Source organism: Streptomyces gardneri (assembly GCF_006539185.1).
In the GTDB taxonomy this organism is placed as follows: Bacteria; Actinomycetota; Actinomycetes; order Streptomycetales; family Streptomycetaceae; genus Streptomyces; species Streptomyces gardneri.
The window spans coordinates 110022-129530 of the sequence record NZ_BJMN01000002.1 but is presented as its reverse complement, the minus strand read 5'-3'; the positions used below and the strand labels follow the sequence as shown (position 1 = coordinate 129530).

Annotated in this window: 21 protein-coding genes; 15 read left to right on the top strand and 6 right to left on the bottom strand. The window is 72.0% G+C overall.

Annotation, left to right across the window (positions count from 1 at the left end; all coding sequences use genetic code 11):
- Positions 1-73 precede the first annotated feature (73 nt).
- On the bottom strand, positions 74-841 hold the full coding sequence (locus SGA01_RS01290; RefSeq protein WP_141292456.1) for a hypothetical protein: 768 nt from the start codon (positions 839-841) through the stop codon (positions 74-76).
- Between the two features lie 156 nt (positions 842-997).
- Between SGA01_RS01290 and SGA01_RS01285 the strand changes: the two genes are divergently transcribed.
- The 3 genes from SGA01_RS01285 to SGA01_RS01275 all read left to right on the top strand — a co-directional run bounded on the left by SGA01_RS01285 (position 998) and on the right by SGA01_RS01275 (position 3082).
- On the top strand, positions 998-1438 hold the full coding sequence (locus SGA01_RS01285) for a GNAT family N-acetyltransferase (protein ID WP_141292455.1): 441 nt from the start codon (positions 998-1000) through the stop codon (positions 1436-1438).
- 79 nt (positions 1439-1517) lie between these two features.
- A complete protein-coding gene (locus SGA01_RS01280; RefSeq protein WP_141292454.1) occupies positions 1518-2597 on the top strand; it encodes an NAD(P)H-dependent amine dehydrogenase family protein in 1080 nt (359 codons plus the stop codon).
- Entirely contained in the window at positions 2594-3082 is a 489-nt protein-coding gene (locus SGA01_RS01275; RefSeq protein WP_141292453.1) for a carboxymuconolactone decarboxylase family protein, read from the top strand. Before SGA01_RS01280 ends, SGA01_RS01275 begins: the two co-directional genes overlap by 4 nt.
- A 70-nt stretch (positions 3083-3152) precedes the next feature.
- Here SGA01_RS01275 and SGA01_RS01270 read toward each other — a convergent pair whose 3' ends face one another.
- From SGA01_RS01270 to SGA01_RS01255, 4 genes are all read right to left on the bottom strand, one after another.
- Positions 3153-4802 carry a GMC oxidoreductase gene (locus SGA01_RS01270; RefSeq protein WP_141292452.1) on the bottom strand — a complete coding sequence of 550 codons (1650 nt, stop codon included), beginning with the start codon at positions 4800-4802 and terminating at the stop codon, positions 3153-3155.
- Positions 4803-4884: 82 nt separating this feature from the next.
- A complete protein-coding gene (locus SGA01_RS01265) occupies positions 4885-5721 on the bottom strand; it encodes an aminoglycoside adenylyltransferase family protein (protein WP_141292451.1) in 837 nt (278 codons plus the stop codon).
- 68 nt (positions 5722-5789) lie between these two features.
- Positions 5790-7223 (bottom strand): aspartate ammonia-lyase, encoded by a 1434-nt coding sequence (locus SGA01_RS01260; RefSeq protein WP_141292450.1) that lies wholly within the window; start codon positions 7221-7223, stop codon positions 5790-5792.
- A 379-nt stretch (positions 7224-7602) separates the two neighbouring features.
- Entirely contained in the window at positions 7603-8721 is a 1119-nt protein-coding gene (locus SGA01_RS01255) for an asparaginase (RefSeq protein WP_141292449.1), read from the bottom strand.
- A 149-nt stretch (positions 8722-8870) separates the two neighbouring features.
- Between SGA01_RS01255 and SGA01_RS01250 the strand changes: the two genes are divergently transcribed.
- The 10 genes from SGA01_RS01250 (at position 8871) to ehuA (ending at position 16996) form a co-directional block, all read left to right on the top strand.
- The gene (locus SGA01_RS01250) at positions 8871-9335 is read left to right on the top strand and encodes an Lrp/AsnC family transcriptional regulator (RefSeq protein ID WP_141292448.1); all 465 of its coding nucleotides are present in this window, start codon (positions 8871-8873) and stop codon (positions 9333-9335) included.
- Between the two features lie 187 nt (positions 9336-9522).
- Positions 9523-10326 carry an endonuclease I family protein gene (locus tag SGA01_RS01245; RefSeq protein WP_141292447.1) on the top strand — a complete coding sequence of 268 codons (804 nt, stop codon included), beginning with the start codon at positions 9523-9525 and terminating at the stop codon, positions 10324-10326.
- Positions 10327-10690: 364 nt separating this feature from the next.
- Positions 10691-11203 carry a diaminobutyrate acetyltransferase gene (gene ectA / locus SGA01_RS01240; RefSeq protein ID WP_141292446.1) on the top strand — a complete coding sequence of 171 codons (513 nt, stop codon included), beginning with the start codon at positions 10691-10693 and terminating at the stop codon, positions 11201-11203.
- A gap of 85 nt (positions 11204-11288) precedes the next feature.
- Positions 11289-12560, top strand: a complete 1272-nt coding sequence (gene ectB, locus SGA01_RS01235) for a diaminobutyrate--2-oxoglutarate transaminase (RefSeq protein WP_174867189.1) — start codon at positions 11289-11291, stop codon at positions 12558-12560.
- A gap of 50 nt (positions 12561-12610) precedes the next feature.
- The gene (locus tag SGA01_RS01230; RefSeq protein WP_141292445.1) at positions 12611-13030 is read left to right on the top strand and encodes an ectoine synthase; all 420 of its coding nucleotides are present in this window, start codon (positions 12611-12613) and stop codon (positions 13028-13030) included.
- 64 nt (positions 13031-13094) lie between these two features.
- Entirely contained in the window at positions 13095-13991 is an 897-nt protein-coding gene (gene thpD / locus SGA01_RS01225) for an ectoine hydroxylase (protein ID WP_141292444.1), read from the top strand.
- On the top strand, positions 13988-14905 hold the full coding sequence (gene ehuB, locus SGA01_RS01220) for an ectoine/hydroxyectoine ABC transporter substrate-binding protein EhuB (RefSeq protein ID WP_141292443.1): 918 nt from the start codon (positions 13988-13990) through the stop codon (positions 14903-14905). The genes thpD and ehuB overlap by 4 nt, the downstream gene beginning before the upstream one ends.
- 12 nt (positions 14906-14917) lie before the next feature.
- On the top strand, positions 14918-15592 hold the full coding sequence (gene ehuC, locus SGA01_RS01215) for an ectoine/hydroxyectoine ABC transporter permease subunit EhuC (protein WP_141292442.1): 675 nt from the start codon (positions 14918-14920) through the stop codon (positions 15590-15592).
- The gene (gene ehuD, locus SGA01_RS01210) at positions 15592-16227 is read left to right on the top strand and encodes an ectoine/hydroxyectoine ABC transporter permease subunit EhuD (RefSeq protein WP_141292441.1); all 636 of its coding nucleotides are present in this window, start codon (positions 15592-15594) and stop codon (positions 16225-16227) included. Before ehuC ends, ehuD begins: the two co-directional genes overlap by 1 nt.
- A complete protein-coding gene (gene ehuA, locus SGA01_RS01205) occupies positions 16217-16996 on the top strand; it encodes an ectoine/hydroxyectoine ABC transporter ATP-binding protein EhuA (RefSeq protein WP_141292440.1) in 780 nt (259 codons plus the stop codon). Before ehuD ends, ehuA begins: the two co-directional genes overlap by 11 nt.
- Positions 16997-17033: 37 nt before the next feature.
- On the opposite strand, the gene SGA01_RS01200 is transcribed toward ehuA, so the two are convergent.
- A complete protein-coding gene (locus SGA01_RS01200) occupies positions 17034-17906 on the bottom strand; it encodes an RNA polymerase sigma factor SigF (RefSeq protein WP_141292439.1) in 873 nt (290 codons plus the stop codon).
- A 217-nt stretch (positions 17907-18123) separates the two neighbouring features.
- Between SGA01_RS01200 and SGA01_RS01195 the strand changes: the two genes are divergently transcribed.
- Both SGA01_RS01195 and SGA01_RS01190 read left to right on the top strand, forming a co-directional pair.
- Positions 18124-18552 carry an ATP-binding protein gene (locus tag SGA01_RS01195; protein ID WP_141292438.1) on the top strand — a complete coding sequence of 143 codons (429 nt, stop codon included), beginning with the start codon at positions 18124-18126 and terminating at the stop codon, positions 18550-18552.
- Positions 18553-18610: 58 nt separating this feature from the next.
- Positions 18611-19414: an N-formylglutamate amidohydrolase gene (locus SGA01_RS01190; RefSeq protein ID WP_141292437.1), complete on the top strand. Its 804-nt coding sequence runs from the start codon at positions 18611-18613 to the stop codon at positions 19412-19414.
- The last annotated feature ends 95 nt before the right edge of the window (positions 19415-19509 follow it).

The following is a 19509-nucleotide window of genomic DNA, read 5'->3' as shown; positions in this document are numbered from 1 at the left end:
ACGACGACCGCGCGCGGCCCCGAATCCCTCGGTGACGGTTCACCGGGATCCCCGGGGTGGCGCGCGGTCGTCCTCAGCGTGCGATCTCGGGCGCCGGGCCCATGACGATGACGGGTTCGCGGGCGGGGTCGAGGGCGACGAGGAGCTCGCGCAGCGTGCCGCGTTCCAGAGCGATGCAGGCCTGCGTGGGCCCGCCGTGGTCGACGTGGATCCAGACGCCGCCGCCCTTCTCGGGGCCGAGCGGCCGCTCCTTGTCGAGGGGCGTGCGACCGGGCACACGGTTGTAGTCGATGGCGATGACGTGGTCGAAGGAGCCTTCGAGGGACTCGCCGGAGAAGCCGGTGCCGCTGATGGCGAACTCCTCGTCCTGGTCGTACGGCAGACGCGCGCCCGGGTCGGGGAGCCGCCCGCCCGCGTCGCCGAGCCGGAAGACGCCGATCGGGGTGCGCAGGTCCCCCGCGTCGTGGTCGGCGGTCCAGCCGCGGAGTGCGTTGTGGGCGGCCCATGGTCCCGCGGTCTTGCTCCACCGGCCCGCCGCGTTCCGCTCGTAGAGCACGGCCATGGCGGTGTTGCTGTCCGCCGTGGCTCCGGTGACGACGAAGACCTGTGTGGTGCCGTCGGGGACGCGGGCCTGGGTGATCGGGCCGACGCCGGGGATCCGGGTGACTCGTTCGGGGCGGGCGTCGCCGGCGGCGGGGGTCGGGGCGGCAGAGGTCGCCGGGGGCTTGGGAGTGGACGGTGCGGGGGCGGGCGGGGCGGTGCTCGCGCAGCCGGTGAGCAGCAGGGCCGCGCACAGCGTGCCGGCGTATAGCAGCGCGGGGGCGCCCTTGCGGACGGGCATGGGACGGCATCCTCCTGGCCGGGGGCAGTGCAGCGATCCGTACCCGTTCGGCGGTCGGGGCTGCCGCCGGGACCGCGCCGCCACCCGTTCGGCGTACGACCCGGTTGCGAGGGGAAAGAGGTTGACCGGCCGCGCCCGGCACGGTTTCCTGCCCGGATGAACGATCTTCGTATCGAACGGGCGCGGAGCGAGGCACAGCTCGCGGACTGGCGGACCGTCCACAACACGATCATCCCCACGGCCGTTCTCTCCCTCGACGAGGTGCGCGAACGGGCGGGGCGGAACCGGCTGGACGTCGCGTACCTCGGGGAGGTCGCGGTCGGCTGCTCGACGGTGCGCCCGCCGGACGAGGAGACGCCCGCGGCGACCGTCATCGCCCGGACACTGCCCGGCTTCCGCGAGCGGGGATTCGGGACCGCACTGTACGAGCAGGGGCTCGCGCACGCGCGGACGCTGAGCGACGAGGGGGTCGAGACGGTGGTCCTCGCCTCGAACGAGGAGGGGTTGCGGTTCGCGCTGGCGCGGGGCTTCGTGGAGGTGGAGCGGTACGTCCTGCCGGGCGACACGGTGCCCTTTGTGACGCTGCGCCTGCCCTGAAAGCCCGCGGCCTGACGATTCGTCAGGTCATCTCGTCACGGGTATGGGAACCTTCGCGGCCCGACGCTACCCTCCGCGCATGATTCGGACAGTGGTGTGGGGTACCGGAAATGTCGGGCGCGCGGCCATCCGTGCCGTGGACGCCCACCCGGGTCTCGAACTCGCGGCCGTCCTCGTGTCCGACCCGGCAAAGGTCGGCCGCGACGCGGGCCGGCTCGCCGGGCTCGACCACGACCTCGGGGTGGTGGCCGACGACGACGTCGGCACGGTGCTGGGCGGTCGGCCGGCTGCGGTGGTGTACGCGGCCTCCGGCGACACCCGGCCGGACGGGGCGCTCGCGGACGTGGCGCGGGCGGTGGCGGCGGGCGCGGTGGTGGTCACGCCCGCGCTGTATCCGCTCTACGACCAGCGCAACGCGCCGCCCGAGTTCCGGGATCCGGTGCTCGCGGCGGTCGCCGAGGGCGGTGGTTCGCTCTTCGTGTCGGGCGTGGACCCGGGCTGGGGCAACGACGTGCTGCCGCTGCTCGTGAGCGGGCTCGGCACCACGGTGGACGTGATCCGCTGCCAGGAGATCTTCGACTACTCGACGTACGAGCAGGAGGAGTCGGTCCGGGAGCTGGTGGGGATGGGCCGGCCGATGGAGTACGAGCCGCCGATGCTGTGGCCCTCGGTGCCGACCATGATCTGGGGCGGCCAGGTGCGGCTGATGGCCCGCGCGCTGGGCGTCGAGCTCGACGAGATCCGCGAGACGATGGAACGGCGCCCGCTGGAGACCTCGGTGAAGACGAGGACGATGGGCGTCTTCGAGGCGGGGACGCAGGGCGCGATCCGCTTCGAGGTGCAGGGGATCGTCGACGGGGAGCCCCTGATCGTCATCGAGCACGTCACCCGCATCCACCCCTCGTGCGCGCCGGACTGGCCGGTGCCGCCGGACGGCGCGGGGGCGCACCGGGTGATCGTCGAGGGCAGTCCGCGGATCGAGGTGACGGTGGCGGCGACCGACGAGGGCGAGAACCGCTCGGCGGGCGGCAACGCCACGGCGGTGGGCCGGCTCGTCGGGGCGATCGACTGGCTGGTGGCGGCGGAGCCGGGACTGTACGACGCGTTGGACGTACCGCTGAGGCCGGCGGTCGGGAAGCTCGGAAGGAGACCGCGGTGATCATCGACATTCCCGAGGGCCAGGAGCCGATCGGGTACGTGTGGGGCGACATGGTCCCGGAGATCGGGACGGCGGCGGCGAACTTCTCGCTGTCGGTGTACGCCCATACGACCCTGGGGCTGCGCGAGTTCGAGGCGGCGCGGCTGCGGATCGCGCAGATCAACGGCTGCGGGTTCTGCCTGGACTGGCGCACCGACCGGGACGGCGAGAAGGTCGAGGCCGGCTTCGACGAGGTGGTCGCGGCCTGGCGGGAGACGGAGGTCTCGGAGACCTTCGACGAGCGGACGCGGCTGGCCGCCGAGTACGCGGAGCGGTACGCGCTGGACCACCACGGCCTCGACGAGGAGTTCTGGGCGCGGATGACGGCGCGGTACAGCCAGGCGGAGATCGTGGAGCTGACGATGAGTCTGGGCTCGTGGCTGGCCTTCGGCCGGCTCAACCGGGTCCTCGGTCTCGACACGGTCTGCGTGCTGCCGACGCACTGAGCGGTGCGGAGAGGGGCCGGCCGGTGTTCCGGCCGGCCCCTCGGGCTGTTCTGGAGGGCTGTTCGCGAGGTCAGAAGTCCTCGGCGACGATCCGTTCGATGTTGCGTTCGGCGAGGGCCGTGATGGTGACGAAGGGGTTGACGCTGGTGTTGCCGGGGATCAGGGATCCGTCGATGGCGTAGAGGCCGGGGTGGCCGTGGAGCCGGCCGTAGTTGTCGGTCGCCCTGCCCAGGACCGCGCCGCCGAGCGGGTGGTACGTGAGGTGGTCGCCCCAGATCTTGTACGCGCCGAAGAGGTCGGTGCGGTAGATCGTCCCCTCCTTGCTGTTGATCTTGTCGAAGATGGACTTGGCCATGTCGATGGACGTCTGCTTCCAGGCCCGGTCCCAGCTCAGGTCGACCTTGCCGGTGGCCGGGTTCCAGCTGAACTCGGCGCGGCGCGGGGTGCGGGTGATGGAGAGGTAGAAGGAGGCGTAGGTCTCGATGCCGGTGGGCAGCGGGGCGACCTCCGCGAAGGCGCCGCCGGCGTTCCAGTTGTCGATGCCCGCGGTGGGCATGGAGGACTGCAGCTTCCCCGTGGGGTCCCACATGTGGTTGGCACGGCCGCACATGACGTTGCCGTTGTCGCCCCAGCCCTTGCCGATGTGCTCGTTGAGCGACGGCAGGGCACCGGTCGCCTTGAGGCGGGTGAGGAGCTTGCTGGTGCCGACGCTGCCGGCGGCGAAGAAGACCCGGTCGGCCCGGACGGTCTTGGTGACGAGGGTCGCGCCGGTGGTGTCGATCTGGTCGACCACCACGGTGTAGCCGCCGGCGGCGGCCGGGCTGACGGAGGTCACCCTGTGCAGCGGGGAGACGCTCACCCGGCCCGTGGCGGCGGCCTGGGCGAGGTACGTCTTCTGGAGGCTCTTCTTGCCGACGTTGTTGCCGTAGATGACCTCGCCCGCCAGGGCGGACTTCTGGACGGCCCCGGCGGCCTCCTGCTTCATGTAGTCCCAGTCGTAGACGTTGGGCACGAAGACGAAGGGGAATCCCGAGCGCTGGGCGTGCTTGCGGCCGACGCGGGCGTACTGGTAGCAGTCCGCGTTCTCCCACCAGTTCACGTCCACCGAGGTGACGCCGAGGCCCGCGTTGGCGCGCGGGTAGTAGGTGGAGTACATCTCGGCCGGGTCGACGGTGGGGAGGATCTCCGGGAAGCGCTCCCGGAGCGGGGTGACGGCCATCCCGCCGTTGACGAGGGAGCCGCCGCCGACGCCGCGCCCCTGGTAGACGGTGATGCCGGCGAAGTCCTCGGCGTCGAGGATGCCGGTGTGGATGGGCACGTCCTTGTCGAGCGGGAAGCCGAGGAACTGGCTCAGCGGCTGCCTGGTGCGGGTGCGCAGCCAGAAGGAGCGGTAGTCCGGGGTGGTGGTGTTGGCGAAGATCTTGCCGTCGGGGCCCGGGGTGTCCCAGGCCATGCCCATCTCGACCATGTGGACGTCCACGCCGGCGCGGGCGAGCCGCAGGGCGGCGACGGAGCCGCCGTAGCCGGTGCCGATGACGAGGGCGCGCACGTGGGAACCGTCGGGGATGGGGGTGCAGTTCAGGCCGGGGACCTCGGCGCGGGCGGGGGTCGTGATCGTTCCGGCGAGGGCGGCGGCGCCGAGAACAGAACCTGTTCCCGCGAGAAAGCTGCGGCGGCTTACGCGGTGGATTCCCTGGGCGGACAGGGGGTGTTCACTCATGTGATCTTCCTCACTCGCGAGTGAATGGGAACACGTTCTACGACCGCCCGCCGAGGAAGTCACGAGAAACCGACGGGTAACTTCAGGCCGGACACGCCCTCTTGATCGCCCCTGCTACGTATGCGGCGTGGGCCCGCGCCGCGGGCAGCAGCTCCACCCAGTCCCCGTACTCCCCCGCCAGGTACTGGTCCCTCGCGGCGGCCAGCACCGGTCGGTGCTCCTCGGGCAGTTCGCCGAGCACCTGCTGCGCCGCCGCGTCCTTCGACCGGATCCGGCCGGTGCGCAGGGTGGTGAGGATCCGGGCCAGGGTCAGCAGCACGTTGCGGGTGTCGTCGTCGAGGTCGGCGAGCAACTCCGGTACGCCCGCGACGATCGCGGCCCGCAGATCGTCCTCCGGCACCGGCTCGAAGAGCACGGACGGACGGGGGCCGTGGAGAGAGAGGTCCCCGGCGCGGGCCATGGTGAGGAGCGGGGCGAGGTCGGGGCAGGGCGCGGGGGCGGGGGTGAGGCCGCGCTCGAAGTCGTCGCGGAGCCATTCCCCGTACAGGTACTCGCAGACAGGCGGGTAGCGCCAGGGGCGTACGTCGGCGTGGACGACCAGGCTCAGCTCGACGGGCCGCGCGGGGCCCTCGTACGCCCGCCGGCCCGAGACGGCGAGCAGGGCGTCCGTGAGGGCGCGGCGCTCCCGCTCGGTGGTGCGCCGGGTCAGGGCGACGAGGACGTCCACGTCGCTGGTGGGCCGCAGTCCTCCGAGGACGGCGGAGCCGTGGAGGCAGGCCGCGAGGACGGCGTCCTCACCGAGGGTCTCGCGGACGATGCGCACGACGCGGCGGGCCGCCTCGTGGTCGGCTCCGTCGGCGGTGGCGCTCTCGGGAGCGGCGCCTTCGGGGGCGGCGCTTTCGGAGGCGTGGGCGGGCATGCGGCGGCTCCTGGCGGGTGACGGGCGCGGAGCCCGTCACCGTACCGGAGGAACGACGGAGCGGACGATCAGGCGAGCGAGGGGCCCGGGGCGCCCGTGAGCCGCTCGGGCGTGAGCAGTTCGGCGAGCCGGTGCGCGGGCAGCAGGCCCTTCTCCAGGGTGAGTTCGGCGACTCCCCGGCCGGTGGCGAGCGCCTCCTGGGCGATGGCCGTGGCGGCGGTGTAGCCGAGGTGCGGGTTGAGGGCGGTGGCGAGGCCGATGGAGTTCTCCACGGCCGCGCGCAGGGCCTCGGTGTTGGCCGTGATGCCGTCGACGCAGCGCTCGGCGAGGGTGAGGCAGGCGGCCCGGAGCGAGAGGAGGCTCTTCGAGAGGGCGTGGAAGATGACGGGCTCGAAGGCGTTGAGCTGGAGCTGTCCGCCCTCCGCGGCCATGGTGATGGTGATGTCGTTGCCGATCACCTCGAAGGCGACCTGGTTGACGACCTCGGGGATCACGGGGTTGACCTTGCCGGGCATGATGCTCGAACCCGCCTGGACCGCCGGCAGGTTGATCTCCCCGAGGCCCGCGCGCGGCCCGGAGGAGAGCAGGCGCAGGTCGTTGCAGGTCTTGGAGAGCTTGACCGCGATGCGCTTGAGGACACCGGAGAGCTGAACGAAGGCGCCGCAGTCCTGCGTGGCCTCGATGAGGTTGGCGGAGGTCACGAGGGGCAGGCCGGTCAGCTCGGCGAGATTGCGGCGGGCGGTCTCCGCGTAGCCGGGGGCGGCGTTGAGGCCGGTGCCGATGGCGGTGGCGCCGAGGTTGATCTCGTGGATGAGCTCGACGGCCTCGGCGAGGCGCCCGCGGTCCTCCTCCAGCATCACGGCGTACGTGGAGAACTCCTGGCCCAGCGTCATGGGCACCGCGTCCTGGAGCTGGGTGCGGCCCATCTTGACGACCTCGCGGAACTCCAGCGCCTTGGCGGCAAAGGCGTCCTGGAGCACGGCCATGGCGAGCAGCAGCTCACGGGCCGCGCCGATCGCCGCGATGCGGATGGCGGTCGGGTAGACGTCGTTGGTGGACTGGCCGAGGTTGACGTCCTCGTTGGGGTGGAGGCGGGCGTAGTCGCCCTTCGCGTGACCGAGGAGCTCCAGGGCGCGGTTGGCGACGACCTCGTTGGCGTTCATGTTCGTCGACGTACCGGCGCCGCCCTGCACGACGTCGACGACGAACTGGTCGTGGAGCCGGCCGGACCGGATCTCCCGGCAGGCACCGGCGATGGCGTCGGCCTTGTCGGCCGGGAGCAGCCCGAGCTCCTCGTTGGCGCGGGCCGCCGCTTCCTTGACGGCGGCGAGCGCGTCGATCAGCAGGGGGTAGACGGAGATCGGCGTCCCGGTGATGGCGAAGTTCTCCGTGGCGCGCAGGGTGTGCACGCCCCAGTAGGCGTCGGCAGGCACGTCCCGGTCGCCGAGCAGATCGTGCTCGCTGCGGACGGGGATGGGGTGCGGGGCGGGTGCGGGAACCATGGGTCCGTCCTGGGGAGGGGAGGGTGAAGCCCGCTGTCAGCGGGACGCGAGGGGTGCCGGGGGGGCACGGCTCCGCCACGGCCCGGCGGGAGCGCGGGGCCTTGCGGCGGGGAGGGGGCCGACGGTCGGTGATCGACGGCCGTGGGCCGGGGGCCGACGGCGACGGTCATGGCGGCCAGGAGCCGGCGGCCGGCGGTCGGCCGCCGGTGATCCACGGTCGGCCTGTGGCGGTCGGCCTGTGGCTTGGCTCCGGCTCGCGGACGGAGGGTGGGGAACACTCCGTCCGCGAGCCGGGGTTTCGGGGCCCCGTCAGGGGCCTGGGGGCGGGGCGACGGTCGACCGGTCCGTCACCCAAGTGCCCCTGCGGCTGCTCTCGGGGTCAGGCGCGCGTGACGACGGCCGAGGCCGACCGGGAACCGCCGGTGGCGAGCGCGGGCTCCGCCCGGACCGGTCCCTCCAGGAGGCGGCGCAGGAGAGCGGTGCGGCGCGCGGGGTCCGTGGCGCCGTCGCCTTCCGCGAGGAGCGCGGCGAGGACGGCGATCCGCGCCTGGGCGGCCCGGAGCGTACCGGTGAGCAGCGCGCCGGCGGCGACGAGGTCGACCGCTCCGCCGCCCGTGTAGATCTCGGCGAGCGGGCCTGCGGGGACGCGGGTGCTCACGGCGACGAGGGCGCCCTGGGCGACCGCGTCCGCGACGGCGGCGGTGATCTCGGGGGTGGCGTTGCCCGCGCCGGTCGCTTCGAGGACGATGCCCCGGGCTCCGGCTGCCAGGGCGGCCCGGATGAAGAGCGGGTCGCCGTCGGCGTGGTGCGTGACGATGTCGACCCGAGGCAGCGGGGTCGCGCCGGGGTCGGTGGCACCGGGGGTCACCGTCAGCGCGGCGTCGGGGAGCGACAGCGGGGCGGGGCGCTCCGGGAGGCGCTCGACGTCGACGCGGGAGAAGCCGACGCGGCCGAGGCGCTCGGCGGAGGGGTCCGAGAAGGCGTCGGCGGCAAGGGTCTGGGTCTTGACGGTGCCGCGGGCCGCGTGGACGCGTCCGTCGAAGACGACGAGGACGCCCAGCTCGCGGACGGAGGCGGCGACCTGGAGGGCGTCGTACAGGTTCCCGGGGCCGTCGCCGTCGCCCGTACCGAAGGGGCGCTGGGCGCCGGTCAGGACGACCGGGCGGGCGTCGCTGTGGTGGAGGTCCAGGAGGAAGGCGGTCTCCTCCAGCGTGTCGGTGCCGTGGGTGACCACGATGCCGTCGACGCCGGGGTCGGCGAACGTCTCGTGGACGGTCCGCAGGAGGGCGAGCTGGTGGGCCGAGGTCATGCGCGAGCTGTTCACGTTGAACAGGTCGACGACCTCGACGGTGACGCCCTCGGGGAGGGGGGCGGTGGCCAGGACGTCGCTGCCGGAGGCGTCGGCCGCGTAGCCCGTGCCCTGCCAGCGGCTGGCGATCGTGCCGCCGGTGCTGATGACGACGATCCGGCGCGGTCCTCCGTCGTTCGTCCGCATCATTGCCTGCCGTCCTTACTCGTACCGAAGCCACGACTCGCGCCGAGGCCACGAACCGGAATCACCCTGCTCCGCAACGATAGGACAGGAGGCACGCAAGCCGATTGCGAAATCGGCCGCAGAAATGTTTCATCGTGGTAGATAATTGCGCCATGGACCGAATCGATCTCCACATCTTGCGCGAGCTCCAGGACGACGGCCGGCTGAGCAACCAGGAGCTGGCCCAGCGGGTCGGGCTGAGCCCCTCCCCCTGTCTGCGCCGGGTGCGCCAGCTGGAGCAGGACGGGGTGATCCAGGGCTACCGGGCGATCATCGACCCGGAGGCGGTGGGGCGGGGCTTCGAGGTGCTCGTCTCGGTGGAGGTGCGGCGGGACCGCGAGACGGTGGAGGCCTTCGAGGAGGCGCTCCAGGACGTGCCGGACGTCATCGAGGCGTACCGGCTGTTCGGCAGTCCCGGTTGCCTGCTGCGCATCGCGGTGGCCGACCTCGCGGCGTACGAGCGGTTGTGGATCGAGCGGCTGACGACGCTGGCCGGGGTCACCGAGGTCAACTCGCAGATCATCATGAAGCGCATCAAGGAGCCGAAGGGGATGCCTGTGGACGTCCGGGGCGCGTGAGACCCCTTCGGCGTCGTTCGGTTCCTCCATATGCGAGAACGTCACGGAACAGCCTCTTTCCCGTTACATGACAGGTACCTGACCTGTGTCACCCTCCCGATGACACGAAGTCAACACGCGTAGACAGCGGAAGCCTTGAGCCGGTTTCCGCCGCACCGCGCGTATCGTCCCCGGGAAAGGGCCCCCCATGTCCGTTGTGCGGATCGGTAGATGGAAGGCGTGGGCGGCTGCCCTCGCCGCCACCCTCATGAGCGTCACGCTCCCCGCGATCACCGCGACGCCCGCCAGTGCCACGACGACCGCGTACGACAGCACGTACTACAAGAACGCGGTCGGCAAGACCGGCACGAGCCTCAAGTCCTCGCTGCACACGATCATCAGCAGCCAGACCAGGATCTCGTACGACGCCGTCTGGAACGCGCTGAAGGTGACCGACCAGGATCCCGCCAACACCAACAACGTGGTCCTTCTCTACAGCGGCGTCTCGCGCAGCAAGTCGCTCAACGGCGGCTCCGTGGGCGACTGGAACCGCGAGCACGTGTGGGCGCAGTCGCACGGCAACTTCGGCACCTCGGCCGGGCCGGGCACGGACCTGCACCACCTGCGCGCGTGTGACGTCCAGGTCAACAGCACCCGCGGGAACAAGGACTGGGACAACGGCGGCAGCGCGGTCAGCGGCGCGGCCGGCAGCTACACGGACTCCAACTCCTTCGAGCCGCGCAACGCCGACAAGGGCGACGTGGCCCGCATGATCCTCTACATGGCCGTCCGCTACGAGGGCGACGACGCCTGGGCCGACCTGGAGACCAACGAGTCGACCTCCAACGGCAGCGTCCCCTGGCACGGCCGCCTCTCGATCCTGAAGCAGTGGAACGAGCAGGACCCGCCGAGCGCCTTCGAAGAGCGCCGCAACGACATCATCCACAGCACCTACCAGGGCAACCGCAACCCCTTCATCGACCACCCCGAGTGGGTCGAGGCGATCTGGTAGGTCCAGCGCGACCGAACGAACGGAGCCGGGCCGGGCTCGTCACACCGGCCCGGCTCCTGCGCGTTCCGGGGGTGCTCACCGCGGGGGCGCACACGGATCGACCCGTACACCTGACCGCTCCCGGCGGCTTCAAACGCGAAATCCCGGATCTTCTCACGCTCTTCGCGCATACGTCAGGGGTGCACAAGAGGCGTTGCGCATCCGTTATAAACGGTGATTTTGCCCAACTATCACCCTGTTTTCCGTGCGTCGAAGCATGCATTCCCGCCACACCGACCTCCGGCGCACCTATCATGTTCCTCCTGTCTCGAACAAGGCCTCCGGACCAGGAAGTTCCGACTTCCACTGGGTAGCTTCGGCGCCCATGACCACAGCGACCACTGCCCGCACGACACCGCCGACGATCGCGGACGGCGCCGAACTCTGGCGGATCGCCCACGGCTCGGGGGAACTGGACCTCAACTCGCCGTACAGCTATCTGCTGTGGTGCCGCGACTTCGCCGACACGACCTCCGTCGCCCGTGACACCTCCGGGCGCCCGATCGGATTCGTCACCGGCTACCTGCGGCCCGACGCGCCGAAGACCCTCTTCGTCTGGCAGATCGCCGTCGAGGGTTCGCACCGCGGAAGCGGGGTAGCCGGAACCCTGCTGGACGCCCTGACCGCACGTGTGGCGACCGAGCACGGAATCGACCGGGTCGAGGCGACCGTCACCCCGGGAAACGTGGCGTCCGACCGCCTGTTCCGGTCCTTCGCGCGCCGACAGGGCGCGGACGTGACGAGGGAGGTCCTCTTCCCGTCGGCCGCCTTCCCCGCGGCGGGCCACGACTCCGAGGTGCTGTACCGCATCGGCCCGATCGGTCCCCCGGCGTCCTGAGCGCTCGACCGTCGCCCGCGTACGCCCCGGCGCTCGCGTACGCCATCCCCCACTCTGGAGAAGAGACTTCGTGACCCTGACCGACATCGCCACGACCGACATCGCCGCCCCCTCCGTCTTCGAGACCCTCGAATCGGAGGTCCGCAGCTACTGCCGCGCCTGGCCCGTCGTCTTCGCGCGCGCCACCGGGAGCCGGCTGTACGACGAGCAGGGGCGCCCGTACCTCGACTTCTTCGCCGGCGCGGGCTCCCTGAACTACGGCCACAACAATCCGGCGCTCAAGCGGGCCCTCCTCGACTATCTCGCCGACGACGGCATCACCCACGGTCTCGACATGTCGACGACCGCCAAACGGGACTTCCTGGAGACCTTCCACTCCACGGTCCTGGAGCCCCGCGGCCTGCCCTACAAGGTGATGTTCCCCGGCCCCACGGGCACCAACGCCGTGGAGGCCGCGCTGAAGCTCGCCCGGAAGGTCACCGGGCGACAGACGGTCGTCTCCTTCACCAACGCCTTCCACGGGATGTCGCTCGGCTCGCTCGCCGTCACCGGCAACGCCGCCAAGCGCGCCGGTGCGGGCGTCCCCCTCCACCACGCCATCCGCATGCCCTTCGACGACTACCTCGACGGGCACCTCCCCGACTTCCTCTGGTTCGAGCGGCTCCTGGACGACGCCGGCTCCGGCCTCGACCACCCGGCGGCCGTGATCGTCGAGACCGTCCAGGGGGAAGGCGGTATCAACGTCGCCCGGGCCGAGTGGCTGCGCGCGCTCGCGGAGCTCTGCCGCCGGCACGACATGCTCCTCATCGCGGACGACATCCAGATGGGCTGCGGGCGCACCGGCGACTTCTTCTCCTTCGAGGAGGCGGGCATCACGCCCGACATCGTCACCCTGTCCAAGTCCATCAGCGGCTACGGCCTGCCCATGGCGCTCTGCCTCTTCCGGCCCGAGCTCGACGTGTGGCAGCCCGGCGAGCACAACGGCACCTTCCGCGGCAACAACCCCGCCTTCGTCACCGCCACGGCCGCGCTCGACGCCTACTGGCGCGACAGCGCCCTGCGCGAGCGCACCCTGGGCCGTGCCGACCGGGTCGAGCGCGCGCTCCTCGACCTGTGCGCGGGCGACGAGCGCACCGGCCTCTCGGTCCGGGGCCGCGGGCTGGTGTGGGGCCTGGAGTTCAAGGACGGGGAGCGCGCCGACGCGGTGTGCCGACGCGCCTTCGAGACCGGCCTGCTCGTGGAGACCTCGGGGCCGCGCGGCGAGGTCGTCAAACTCCTGCCGCCGCTGACCGTGACGGACGACGAACTCGACGAGGGCCTCGGCATCCTGGCCCGCTCCGTCCGTCACACGGCCTGACCCTCGCCGCACATCCACCGGCAACAGACGTACCCGAAAGGCGACACCCCATGATCGTCCGTTCCTTCGACGAGCTGGAGAACACCGAGCGGCATGTGAGGGCCGCGTCGGGCACCTGGGAGAGCAAGCGCATCGTCCTGGCCCGCGAGCGGGTCGGCTTCTCCCTCCACGAGACGGTGCTGTACGCAGGCACCGAGACCTCCATGTGGTACGCGCACCACGTCGAGGCCGTCGTGTGCACGGCCGGCGAGGCCGAGCTCACCGACCTGGAGACGGGCCGCTCGTACACGATCGTGCCCGGAACGATGTACCTGCTCGACGGCCACGAACGCCACACCCTCAAGGTCAAGCGGGACTTCCGCTGCCTGTGCGTCTTCAACCCGCCCGTCACGGGCCGCGAGGACCACGACGAGAACGGCGTCTACCCCCTGCTCACCGAGCCCGGCCGGGCCGCCGGGGACGACGTCTGAGCCACGGCACGAACCCCACACGAGATCCGTACGCACCCCCGAGAGAAAGGCGGCACGCTCCCTCATGGCCTCCGCACCCACCCGCCCCGTCGACCTCTACCCCACCCGTGGCCCCAAGGAGGAACTGATCGGCCGCAAGGACCCCGTCGTGTGGTCCGAGCCCGGCACGGCGGGCCCCTTCTGGGCCCGTGAACTGGCGGAGTACGACCGCGACGGCTTCGTCACGGTGGACGAGCTCGTCACCCCGGCCGAGGTCGACGAGCTCCGGGCGGAGCTGGACCGGCTCGTCACCGACCCCGCCGTGCGGGCGGACGAGCGCGCGATCGTCGAGCCCCGCTCCCAGGAGATCCGGTCCGTCTTCGAGGTGCACCGGCTCAGCAAGGTCTTCGGCCGGCTGGCCGAGGACCCCCGGGTCGTCGGCCGCGCCCGCCAGATCCTCGGCTCCGACGTCTACGTCCACCAGTCGCGGGTCAACGTGAAGCCCGGCTTCGGTGCCAGCGGCTTCTACTGGCACTCCGACTTCGAGACCTGGCACGCGGAGGACGGCCTGCCGAGGATGCGGACCGTCTCGGTGTCGATCGCGCTCACGGCGAACCACACCACCAACGGCAGTCTGATGATCATGCCGGGCTCGCATCGCACCTTCCTCGGCTGCGCCGGTGCCACGCCCCAGGACAACTACAAGCAGTCGCTCCGGATGCAGGACGCCGGCACCCCGTCCCACGAGGCTCTGACGACCTTCGCCGACGCCTGCGGCATCCGCCACTTCACCGGTCCGGCGGGCTCGGCCACCTGGTTCGACTGCAACGCCCTGCACGGCTCGGGCGACAACATCACCCCGTACCCCCGGAGCAATGTGTTCCTCGTCTTCAACAGCGTCGAGAACCAGCCCGAGGCGCCCTTCGCCGCCCCGGTCCGGCGGCCCTCCTTCGTCGCCGCACGCCCCGGGGGCCGGTCATGACCGGCCCCGCGCCCCTCGACCGCCGGCGCTTCCTCGGCAGAACGGCGCTCCTGGGCGGACTCGCCCTGACGCCCGGCCTCCTGGCGGCGTGCACCCGCACCCAGGTGGGGACGGGGGCGCCCGAGGACGACGGCGCGCTCCTGGCGAGGCTGCGGAAACAGGGCTTCGTGCGGGTGGGGTTCGCCGGCGAGGCGCCGTACGGCTTCCAGGACGGCGCCGAGCTCGCCGGCGAGGCCCCGACGCTCCACCGCGAGATCTTCACGGCCCTCGGGGTACGCGAACTGCGCCCGACGCTGGCCGAGTTCGGGGCGCTGATCCCCGGGCTCCTGGCCGACCGGTTCGACGTGGTGAGCGCGGGCATGTCGATCACGCCCGAGCGCTGCGCCAAGGTGATCTTCTCCGAGCCGGAGTTCGTCTCCCCCACCGCCCTGATGGTCCGCGCGGGCAATCCGAAGGGACTCGACGACCTCGCGTCCTGCGCGGCGAAGGGCGCAACCGTCGGCGTGCTGACCGCCGCCGTGGAGGCGTCCTTCGCGAAGGCGGCGGGGGTCCCGGAAGGGTCGGTGAAGACGCTGGCCAAGCAGCAGGACGGGCTCGACGCCCTCCTGGCCGGCCGGATCGACGCCTTCGCGCTGACCGCCATCTCCCTGCGCTGGCTCGCGCGGACGAACCGGGGCGCCTCGGTCGAGGTGGCCGAGCCGTTCGTCCCGGTGGTCGACGGCGTACGGCAACTCGGCGCGGGAGGGGCCGTGTTCCGGCCGGGGGCGACCGGGCTGCGGGATGCCTTCGACACCGAGCTCCGGAAGATCACCGGGTCCCCGGACCGGTTCGTGGAGCTGATCGGGCACTACGGCTTCACCACGCGCGAGGTGCCTCCCCGTTCCCTGCGGACCGCCGACCTGTGCACAGGGTGAGGGGCGGCCGGCATGGCTGACTTCCTCCCCGAACTCAGCCGGGCGGTGCCCCGGCTCGCCGACGGACTGCTCGTCACGGTCGAGGCCACGGTGCTCGGCGCCGCGCTCGCCCTGGTCCTCGCGTACGCCCTCGGCCTGCTGTCCCGGTCGGCGCGGCCGCCGGTGCGCGGAGCGGCCCGGCTCGTCGTCGAGTTCTTCCGCGGAACCTCGCTGTACGTGCAGCTCTTCTGGCTGTTCTTCGCGCTGCCGATGCTCGGGTTCCGGCTGGAGCCGCTGGCCTGCGGCGTGCTCGCGCTCGGCCTCAACTTCGGGGCGTACGGCTCCGAGGTGGTGCGGGGCGCGGTCGCCGCGGTGCCCCGAGCCCAGACCGAGGCGGCGATCGCGCTGGGCATGGGCCCGGCACTGCGGCTGCGCCGGGTCGTGCTGCCGCAGGCGCACGCCCTGATGGTCGCGCCGTTCAAGAACCTGCTCGTCCAGCTGCTGAAGGCGACGCCGCTGCTCTCCCTGGTCACGGTCCCCGACCTGACCTTCCAGATCGACCAGCTGCGCTCGTCGACGGGGGCGACGGCCGCCTCGTACCTGCTGCTCCTGGGGCTTTACTTCGGCCTGGCCGTCGTGCTGAGCCTCGGCATGAACGCCCTGGAGCGGGCCGCGAAGGCCCGTGCCGGGCAGGAAGGAGGCGTGTGATGTGGGACGGGGAGGCGGCCCTGGCCGCTCTGCCGACCGTTCTGGAGGGGTTCGGCGTCACCCTGGTCGCGACCGTGCTGGCCTTCGCCCTCGCGGCGGTGCTGGGTCTCGCGCTCGCCCTCGCCCAGCGCGCCGGTCCGGCCTGGCTGGCCCTGCCGGTGCGCGGGGCGGCCGGGTTCGTCCGCTCGACCCCGCTCCTGGTGCAGCTGTTCGCGGCCTGGGTACTGGTGCCGGGCCTCGACGCGCCGGTGCTCGGTGTGCTGGTCCTGGGCGTGCACTACGCCACGTACCTCTCCGAGGTGTACCGGACGGGCATCGACGCCGTACCGAAGGGGCAGTGGGAGGCCTGTACGGCCCTGTCGCTGCCGCGCCGGCGGGTGTGGCGGGCGGTGGTGCTGCCGCAGGCCGTACGCAACGTGCTGCCGCCGCTGGGGAACTACGCGGTGTCCATGTTCAAGGAGACGCCGCTGCTGTCGGTGATCACGGTGCACGAGATGGTCCACGAGGCGAACACGTACGGCAGCACCCACTTCGCCTATCTGGAGAGCTTCACCCTGGCCGCCGCGGTGTTCCTGCTCGCGAGCTGGCCGACGTCCGCGCTGCTACGACGACTGGAGGCACGCCTTGCCCACTGAGGACCCGGCGGTCCGCTTCGACCGCGTCACGAAGCGGTACGGCGACCACACCGTGCTCGACGGCCTCGACCTGGAGGTCGCCCGCGGGGAGCGGGTGACCCTCATCGGCCCGAGCGGCTCCGGGAAGACCACGATCCTCCGCCTGCTCATGACGTTGGAACGGGTCACGGACGGAGTCATCCACGTGGCCGGACAGCCCTTCTCCCACATGCCGGGCCGAACGCCGGGGAAGCTGGTGCCGGCGAGCGAACGCCATCTGGCCGGGCGACGGCGGCGGATCGGCATGGTCTTCCAGCAGTTCAACCTCTTCCCGCACATGAGCGTCCTCGACAACGTCGTCGAGGCGCCCGTGCACGTCCTCGGCGAGAGCAGGGACGAGGCCGCGCAGCACGCGCGGGACCTGCTCGACCTGGTCGGGCTCGCCGACAAGGTCGACGCGCGGCCGACCCGGCTCTCCGGCGGCCAGCAGCAGCGGGTGGCCATCGCCCGCGCGCTCGCGATGCGCCCCGAGATCCTGCTCCTGGACGAGGTGACGTCCGCGCTGGACCCGGAGCTGGTGGCGGAGGTGCTCGACGTGCTGCGGGACGTCGCCCGCCGGACCGACATCACCCTGCTGTGCGTGACGCACGAGATGGGCTTCGCGCGGGACGTCTCGGACCGGATCCTGATGTTCGACCGCGGCCGGATCGTCGAGTCGGGACCGGCGGACGCGCTCCTGGACGCGCCCGCCGAGGAGCGCACCCGCGCGTTCCTCGGCTCGGTCCGCTGAGATCACCGGACCCGGACCGTCCTTCAGCCCTCAGCCCTCAGCCCTCACCGCCCTGCTCGATCATGCCGTCCCGCAACCGGTCGAGGCTCCGGGCGAGCAGCCGTGAGACGTGCATCTGGGAGACGCCGAGCCGCTCACCGATCTGCGTCTGGGTGAGCTCCTCCACGAAGCGCAGGTGCAGCAGCAGCCGGTCGCGGGACGGGAGGGCCTCCAGGAGCGGGGCGAGGGTGTGGAACTCCTCGAAGAGCGCGAGCGCCGGGTCCTCCTCGCCGATGAGGTCGGCCAGGGCCGCGTCCTCGTCCTCGCCGTGGCCGCCGGCGAACGTGGCGTCCAGAGACGTGGAGTGGTAGCCGTTGGCGGCGACCTGGGCCTCGATCACCTCGTCCTCGGACAGGTCCATGGCCGGCGCCAGCTCCGCGATGCGCGGGGCCCGGCCGAGCCGTGAGCTCAGCTCCTCGGTCGCCTTGGCCAGCTCCACCCGCGCCTCCTGGAGCCGGCGCGGGACGTGCACGGCCCAGGTGGTGTCGCGGAAGAAGCGCTTGATCTCACCCACGATGTACGGCACGGCGAAGGTGGTGAACTCCACCTCGCGCGACAGGTCGAAGCGGTCGATCGCCTTGATGAGACCGACCATGCCGACCTGGAGGATGTCCTCCCGCTCGGGGCCGCCCGTTCGGAAGCGGCCCGCCGCGTACACCACCAGTGACATGTTCATCTCGATGAGCGTGTTCCGGACGTACTGGTGGCCCGCGGTGCCCTCCTCCCGCGCCGCCAGTTCACGGAAGAACACCTTCGACAGGGCGCGTGCGTCCCGGGGTGGTACCTCGTGCGGCACCTCGGGAAAGGGCAGGTCCTCGCCCACGCCGTTCGTCGCATACGTCGTCGTCGCCTCGGCCGGATCGGTCCGCACGGGGACAACCTCCTCTGACTCGCGGTCCGTTCAGCGGTCCCGGTTCTCGTACCCCCGCTTCCCGAAGGCACTCCTCGTCCGATCCCGACCGGTTCCGCCCGGAAGTTTCCACCCGGAAGATTCCGCCCTGAGGGACACATCACCCCGGATCGAACGGGCAGACGAAACCCAACACTTGCCGAGGAACCGGCCAGGAACAGGAAGAAAGGGATCCGCGATGAAGACCTGGAGCGACACCCGGTCCCGGGCCCCCGGGACGGACCCTCACGGCGCCGGAAACGCCGGTACGCCCCCGGTCCGCGCCCCGGCCCAGGCGCGACAGCTCGTGCGACACACCCTCGCGGCGCTCGGCCCCCTGCGACCCTCCCAGGTCGACGACCTGCTGCTCGTCACCTCGGAGCTGGTCACGAACGCGCTCCGGCACGCGGGCGGTGTCACGGGCTTCGGGATCGGAATCGGACGTGACCGGGTGACGGTGTCCGTGTCCGACGCCAGCGGGGAGGCCCCGCTGTACCAGCGCCGTGAGGGGCTGCGCCCCGGGGGCTACGGCTGGCCGATCGTGCTCCGGCTGTGCCGCGAGGTGACCGTGGACGCGGGCCCGGACGGCAAGACCGTCCATGCGACGGTGGCGGTCGACCGCCGGTGACCGGCGCCGCGCCCACGAGCGCGCACAGGGCGGGCACGGGCTGTGCAAGGGTGAGCCGATGACCTCACGTTCGTACGACGTCCTCGCCGGCGCCCCGGACTCCCCCGTCCTCCTCCATGTCCCGCACTCCTCACGGGTGATACCCCCGGACGTGCGCGAGGGCATCCTGCTCGGCGACGGGGAACTGGACCGCGAGCTGGACCACATCACCGACGCCCACACCGCGGAGATCGCGGCCGTGGCCGCGGCCACCGCCGGAGCGACCCCCTGGCGGTTCGTCAACCGCCTGTCGCGGCTGGTCGTGGACCCCGAGCGGTTCCCCGACGAGCGCGAGGAGATGCTGGCCGTCGGGATGGGCGCGGTGTACACGCGGACCACGCACCGCGACGCGCTCCGCCCCGCCGGCTTCGACCCGACGCCGCTGATCGACAGGTACTTCACGCCGTACGCCGAGGGCATGGCCGCCGCCGTGGCGGGGCGCCTGGAGGCGACGGGGCGGGCCGTGATCGTCGACGTCCACTCGTACCCGACCGGGCCGCTGCCGTACGAACTGCACGGCGAGGGGCCCCGCCCGCCCGTCTGCCTCGGCACCGACGCCTTCCACACGCCGCCGGCCCTGCTGGACGCGGCGCGGGAGGCGTTCGGTGGGTTCGGGGGCCTGGCGACGGACACGCCCTTCGCCGGGACGTACGTACCGCTGTCGTACTACGGCAAGGATCCGCGGGTCGGCGCGCTCATGATCGAGATTCGCCGTGACGTCTACATGAGCGAGCCGGGCGGCCCGGCGGGACCGGGAGCGCAGGCGCTCGGGAAGGCCCTGGCGGCGCTCGTCGACGCGGTGCCGACGCACCCTTCGGCGTAGCGGCGACGGGACGGTCCCGGCCGCCTCCTGATGCGTTCGGTTCCCCCGAGGGCCGTCGGGGACACCGCACACCGCCCCGGCTCCTCATGGGCGCC

Excerpts from the sequence above, each read along its gene's own strand:
- SGA01_RS01290 (WP_141292456.1), bottom strand. The coding sequence starts at position 841 with ATGCCCGTCCGCAAGGGCGCCCCCGCGCTGCTATACGCCGGCACGCTG.
- SGA01_RS01285 (WP_141292455.1), top strand. The coding sequence starts at position 998 with ATGAACGATCTTCGTATCGAACGGGCGCGGAGCGAGGCACAGCTCGCG.
- SGA01_RS01280 (WP_141292454.1), top strand. The coding sequence starts at position 1,518 with ATGATTCGGACAGTGGTGTGGGGTACCGGAAATGTCGGGCGCGCGGCC.
- SGA01_RS01270 (WP_141292452.1), bottom strand. The coding sequence starts at position 4,802 with ATGAGTGAACACCCCCTGTCCGCCCAGGGAATCCACCGCGTAAGCCGC.
- SGA01_RS01265 (WP_141292451.1), bottom strand. The coding sequence starts at position 5,721 with ATGCCCGCCCACGCCTCCGAAAGCGCCGCCCCCGAAGGCGCCGCTCCC.
- SGA01_RS01260 (WP_141292450.1), bottom strand. The coding sequence starts at position 7,223 with ATGGTTCCCGCACCCGCCCCGCACCCCATCCCCGTCCGCAGCGAGCAC.
- SGA01_RS01255 (WP_141292449.1), bottom strand. The coding sequence starts at position 8,721 with ATGATGCGGACGAACGACGGAGGACCGCGCCGGATCGTCGTCATCAGC.
- SGA01_RS01250 (WP_141292448.1), top strand. The coding sequence starts at position 8,871 with ATGGACCGAATCGATCTCCACATCTTGCGCGAGCTCCAGGACGACGGC.
- SGA01_RS01245 (WP_141292447.1), top strand. The coding sequence starts at position 9,523 with ATGTCCGTTGTGCGGATCGGTAGATGGAAGGCGTGGGCGGCTGCCCTC.
- ectA (WP_141292446.1), top strand. The coding sequence starts at position 10,691 with ATGACCACAGCGACCACTGCCCGCACGACACCGCCGACGATCGCGGAC.
- SGA01_RS01230 (WP_141292445.1), top strand. The coding sequence starts at position 12,611 with ATGATCGTCCGTTCCTTCGACGAGCTGGAGAACACCGAGCGGCATGTG.
- thpD (WP_141292444.1), top strand. The coding sequence starts at position 13,095 with ATGGCCTCCGCACCCACCCGCCCCGTCGACCTCTACCCCACCCGTGGC.
- ehuB (WP_141292443.1), top strand. The coding sequence starts at position 13,988 with ATGACCGGCCCCGCGCCCCTCGACCGCCGGCGCTTCCTCGGCAGAACG.
- ehuC (WP_141292442.1), top strand. The coding sequence starts at position 14,918 with ATGGCTGACTTCCTCCCCGAACTCAGCCGGGCGGTGCCCCGGCTCGCC.
- ehuD (WP_141292441.1), top strand. The coding sequence starts at position 15,592 with ATGTGGGACGGGGAGGCGGCCCTGGCCGCTCTGCCGACCGTTCTGGAG.
- SGA01_RS01195 (WP_141292438.1), top strand. The coding sequence starts at position 18,124 with ATGAAGACCTGGAGCGACACCCGGTCCCGGGCCCCCGGGACGGACCCT.
- SGA01_RS01190 (WP_141292437.1), top strand. The coding sequence starts at position 18,611 with ATGACCTCACGTTCGTACGACGTCCTCGCCGGCGCCCCGGACTCCCCC.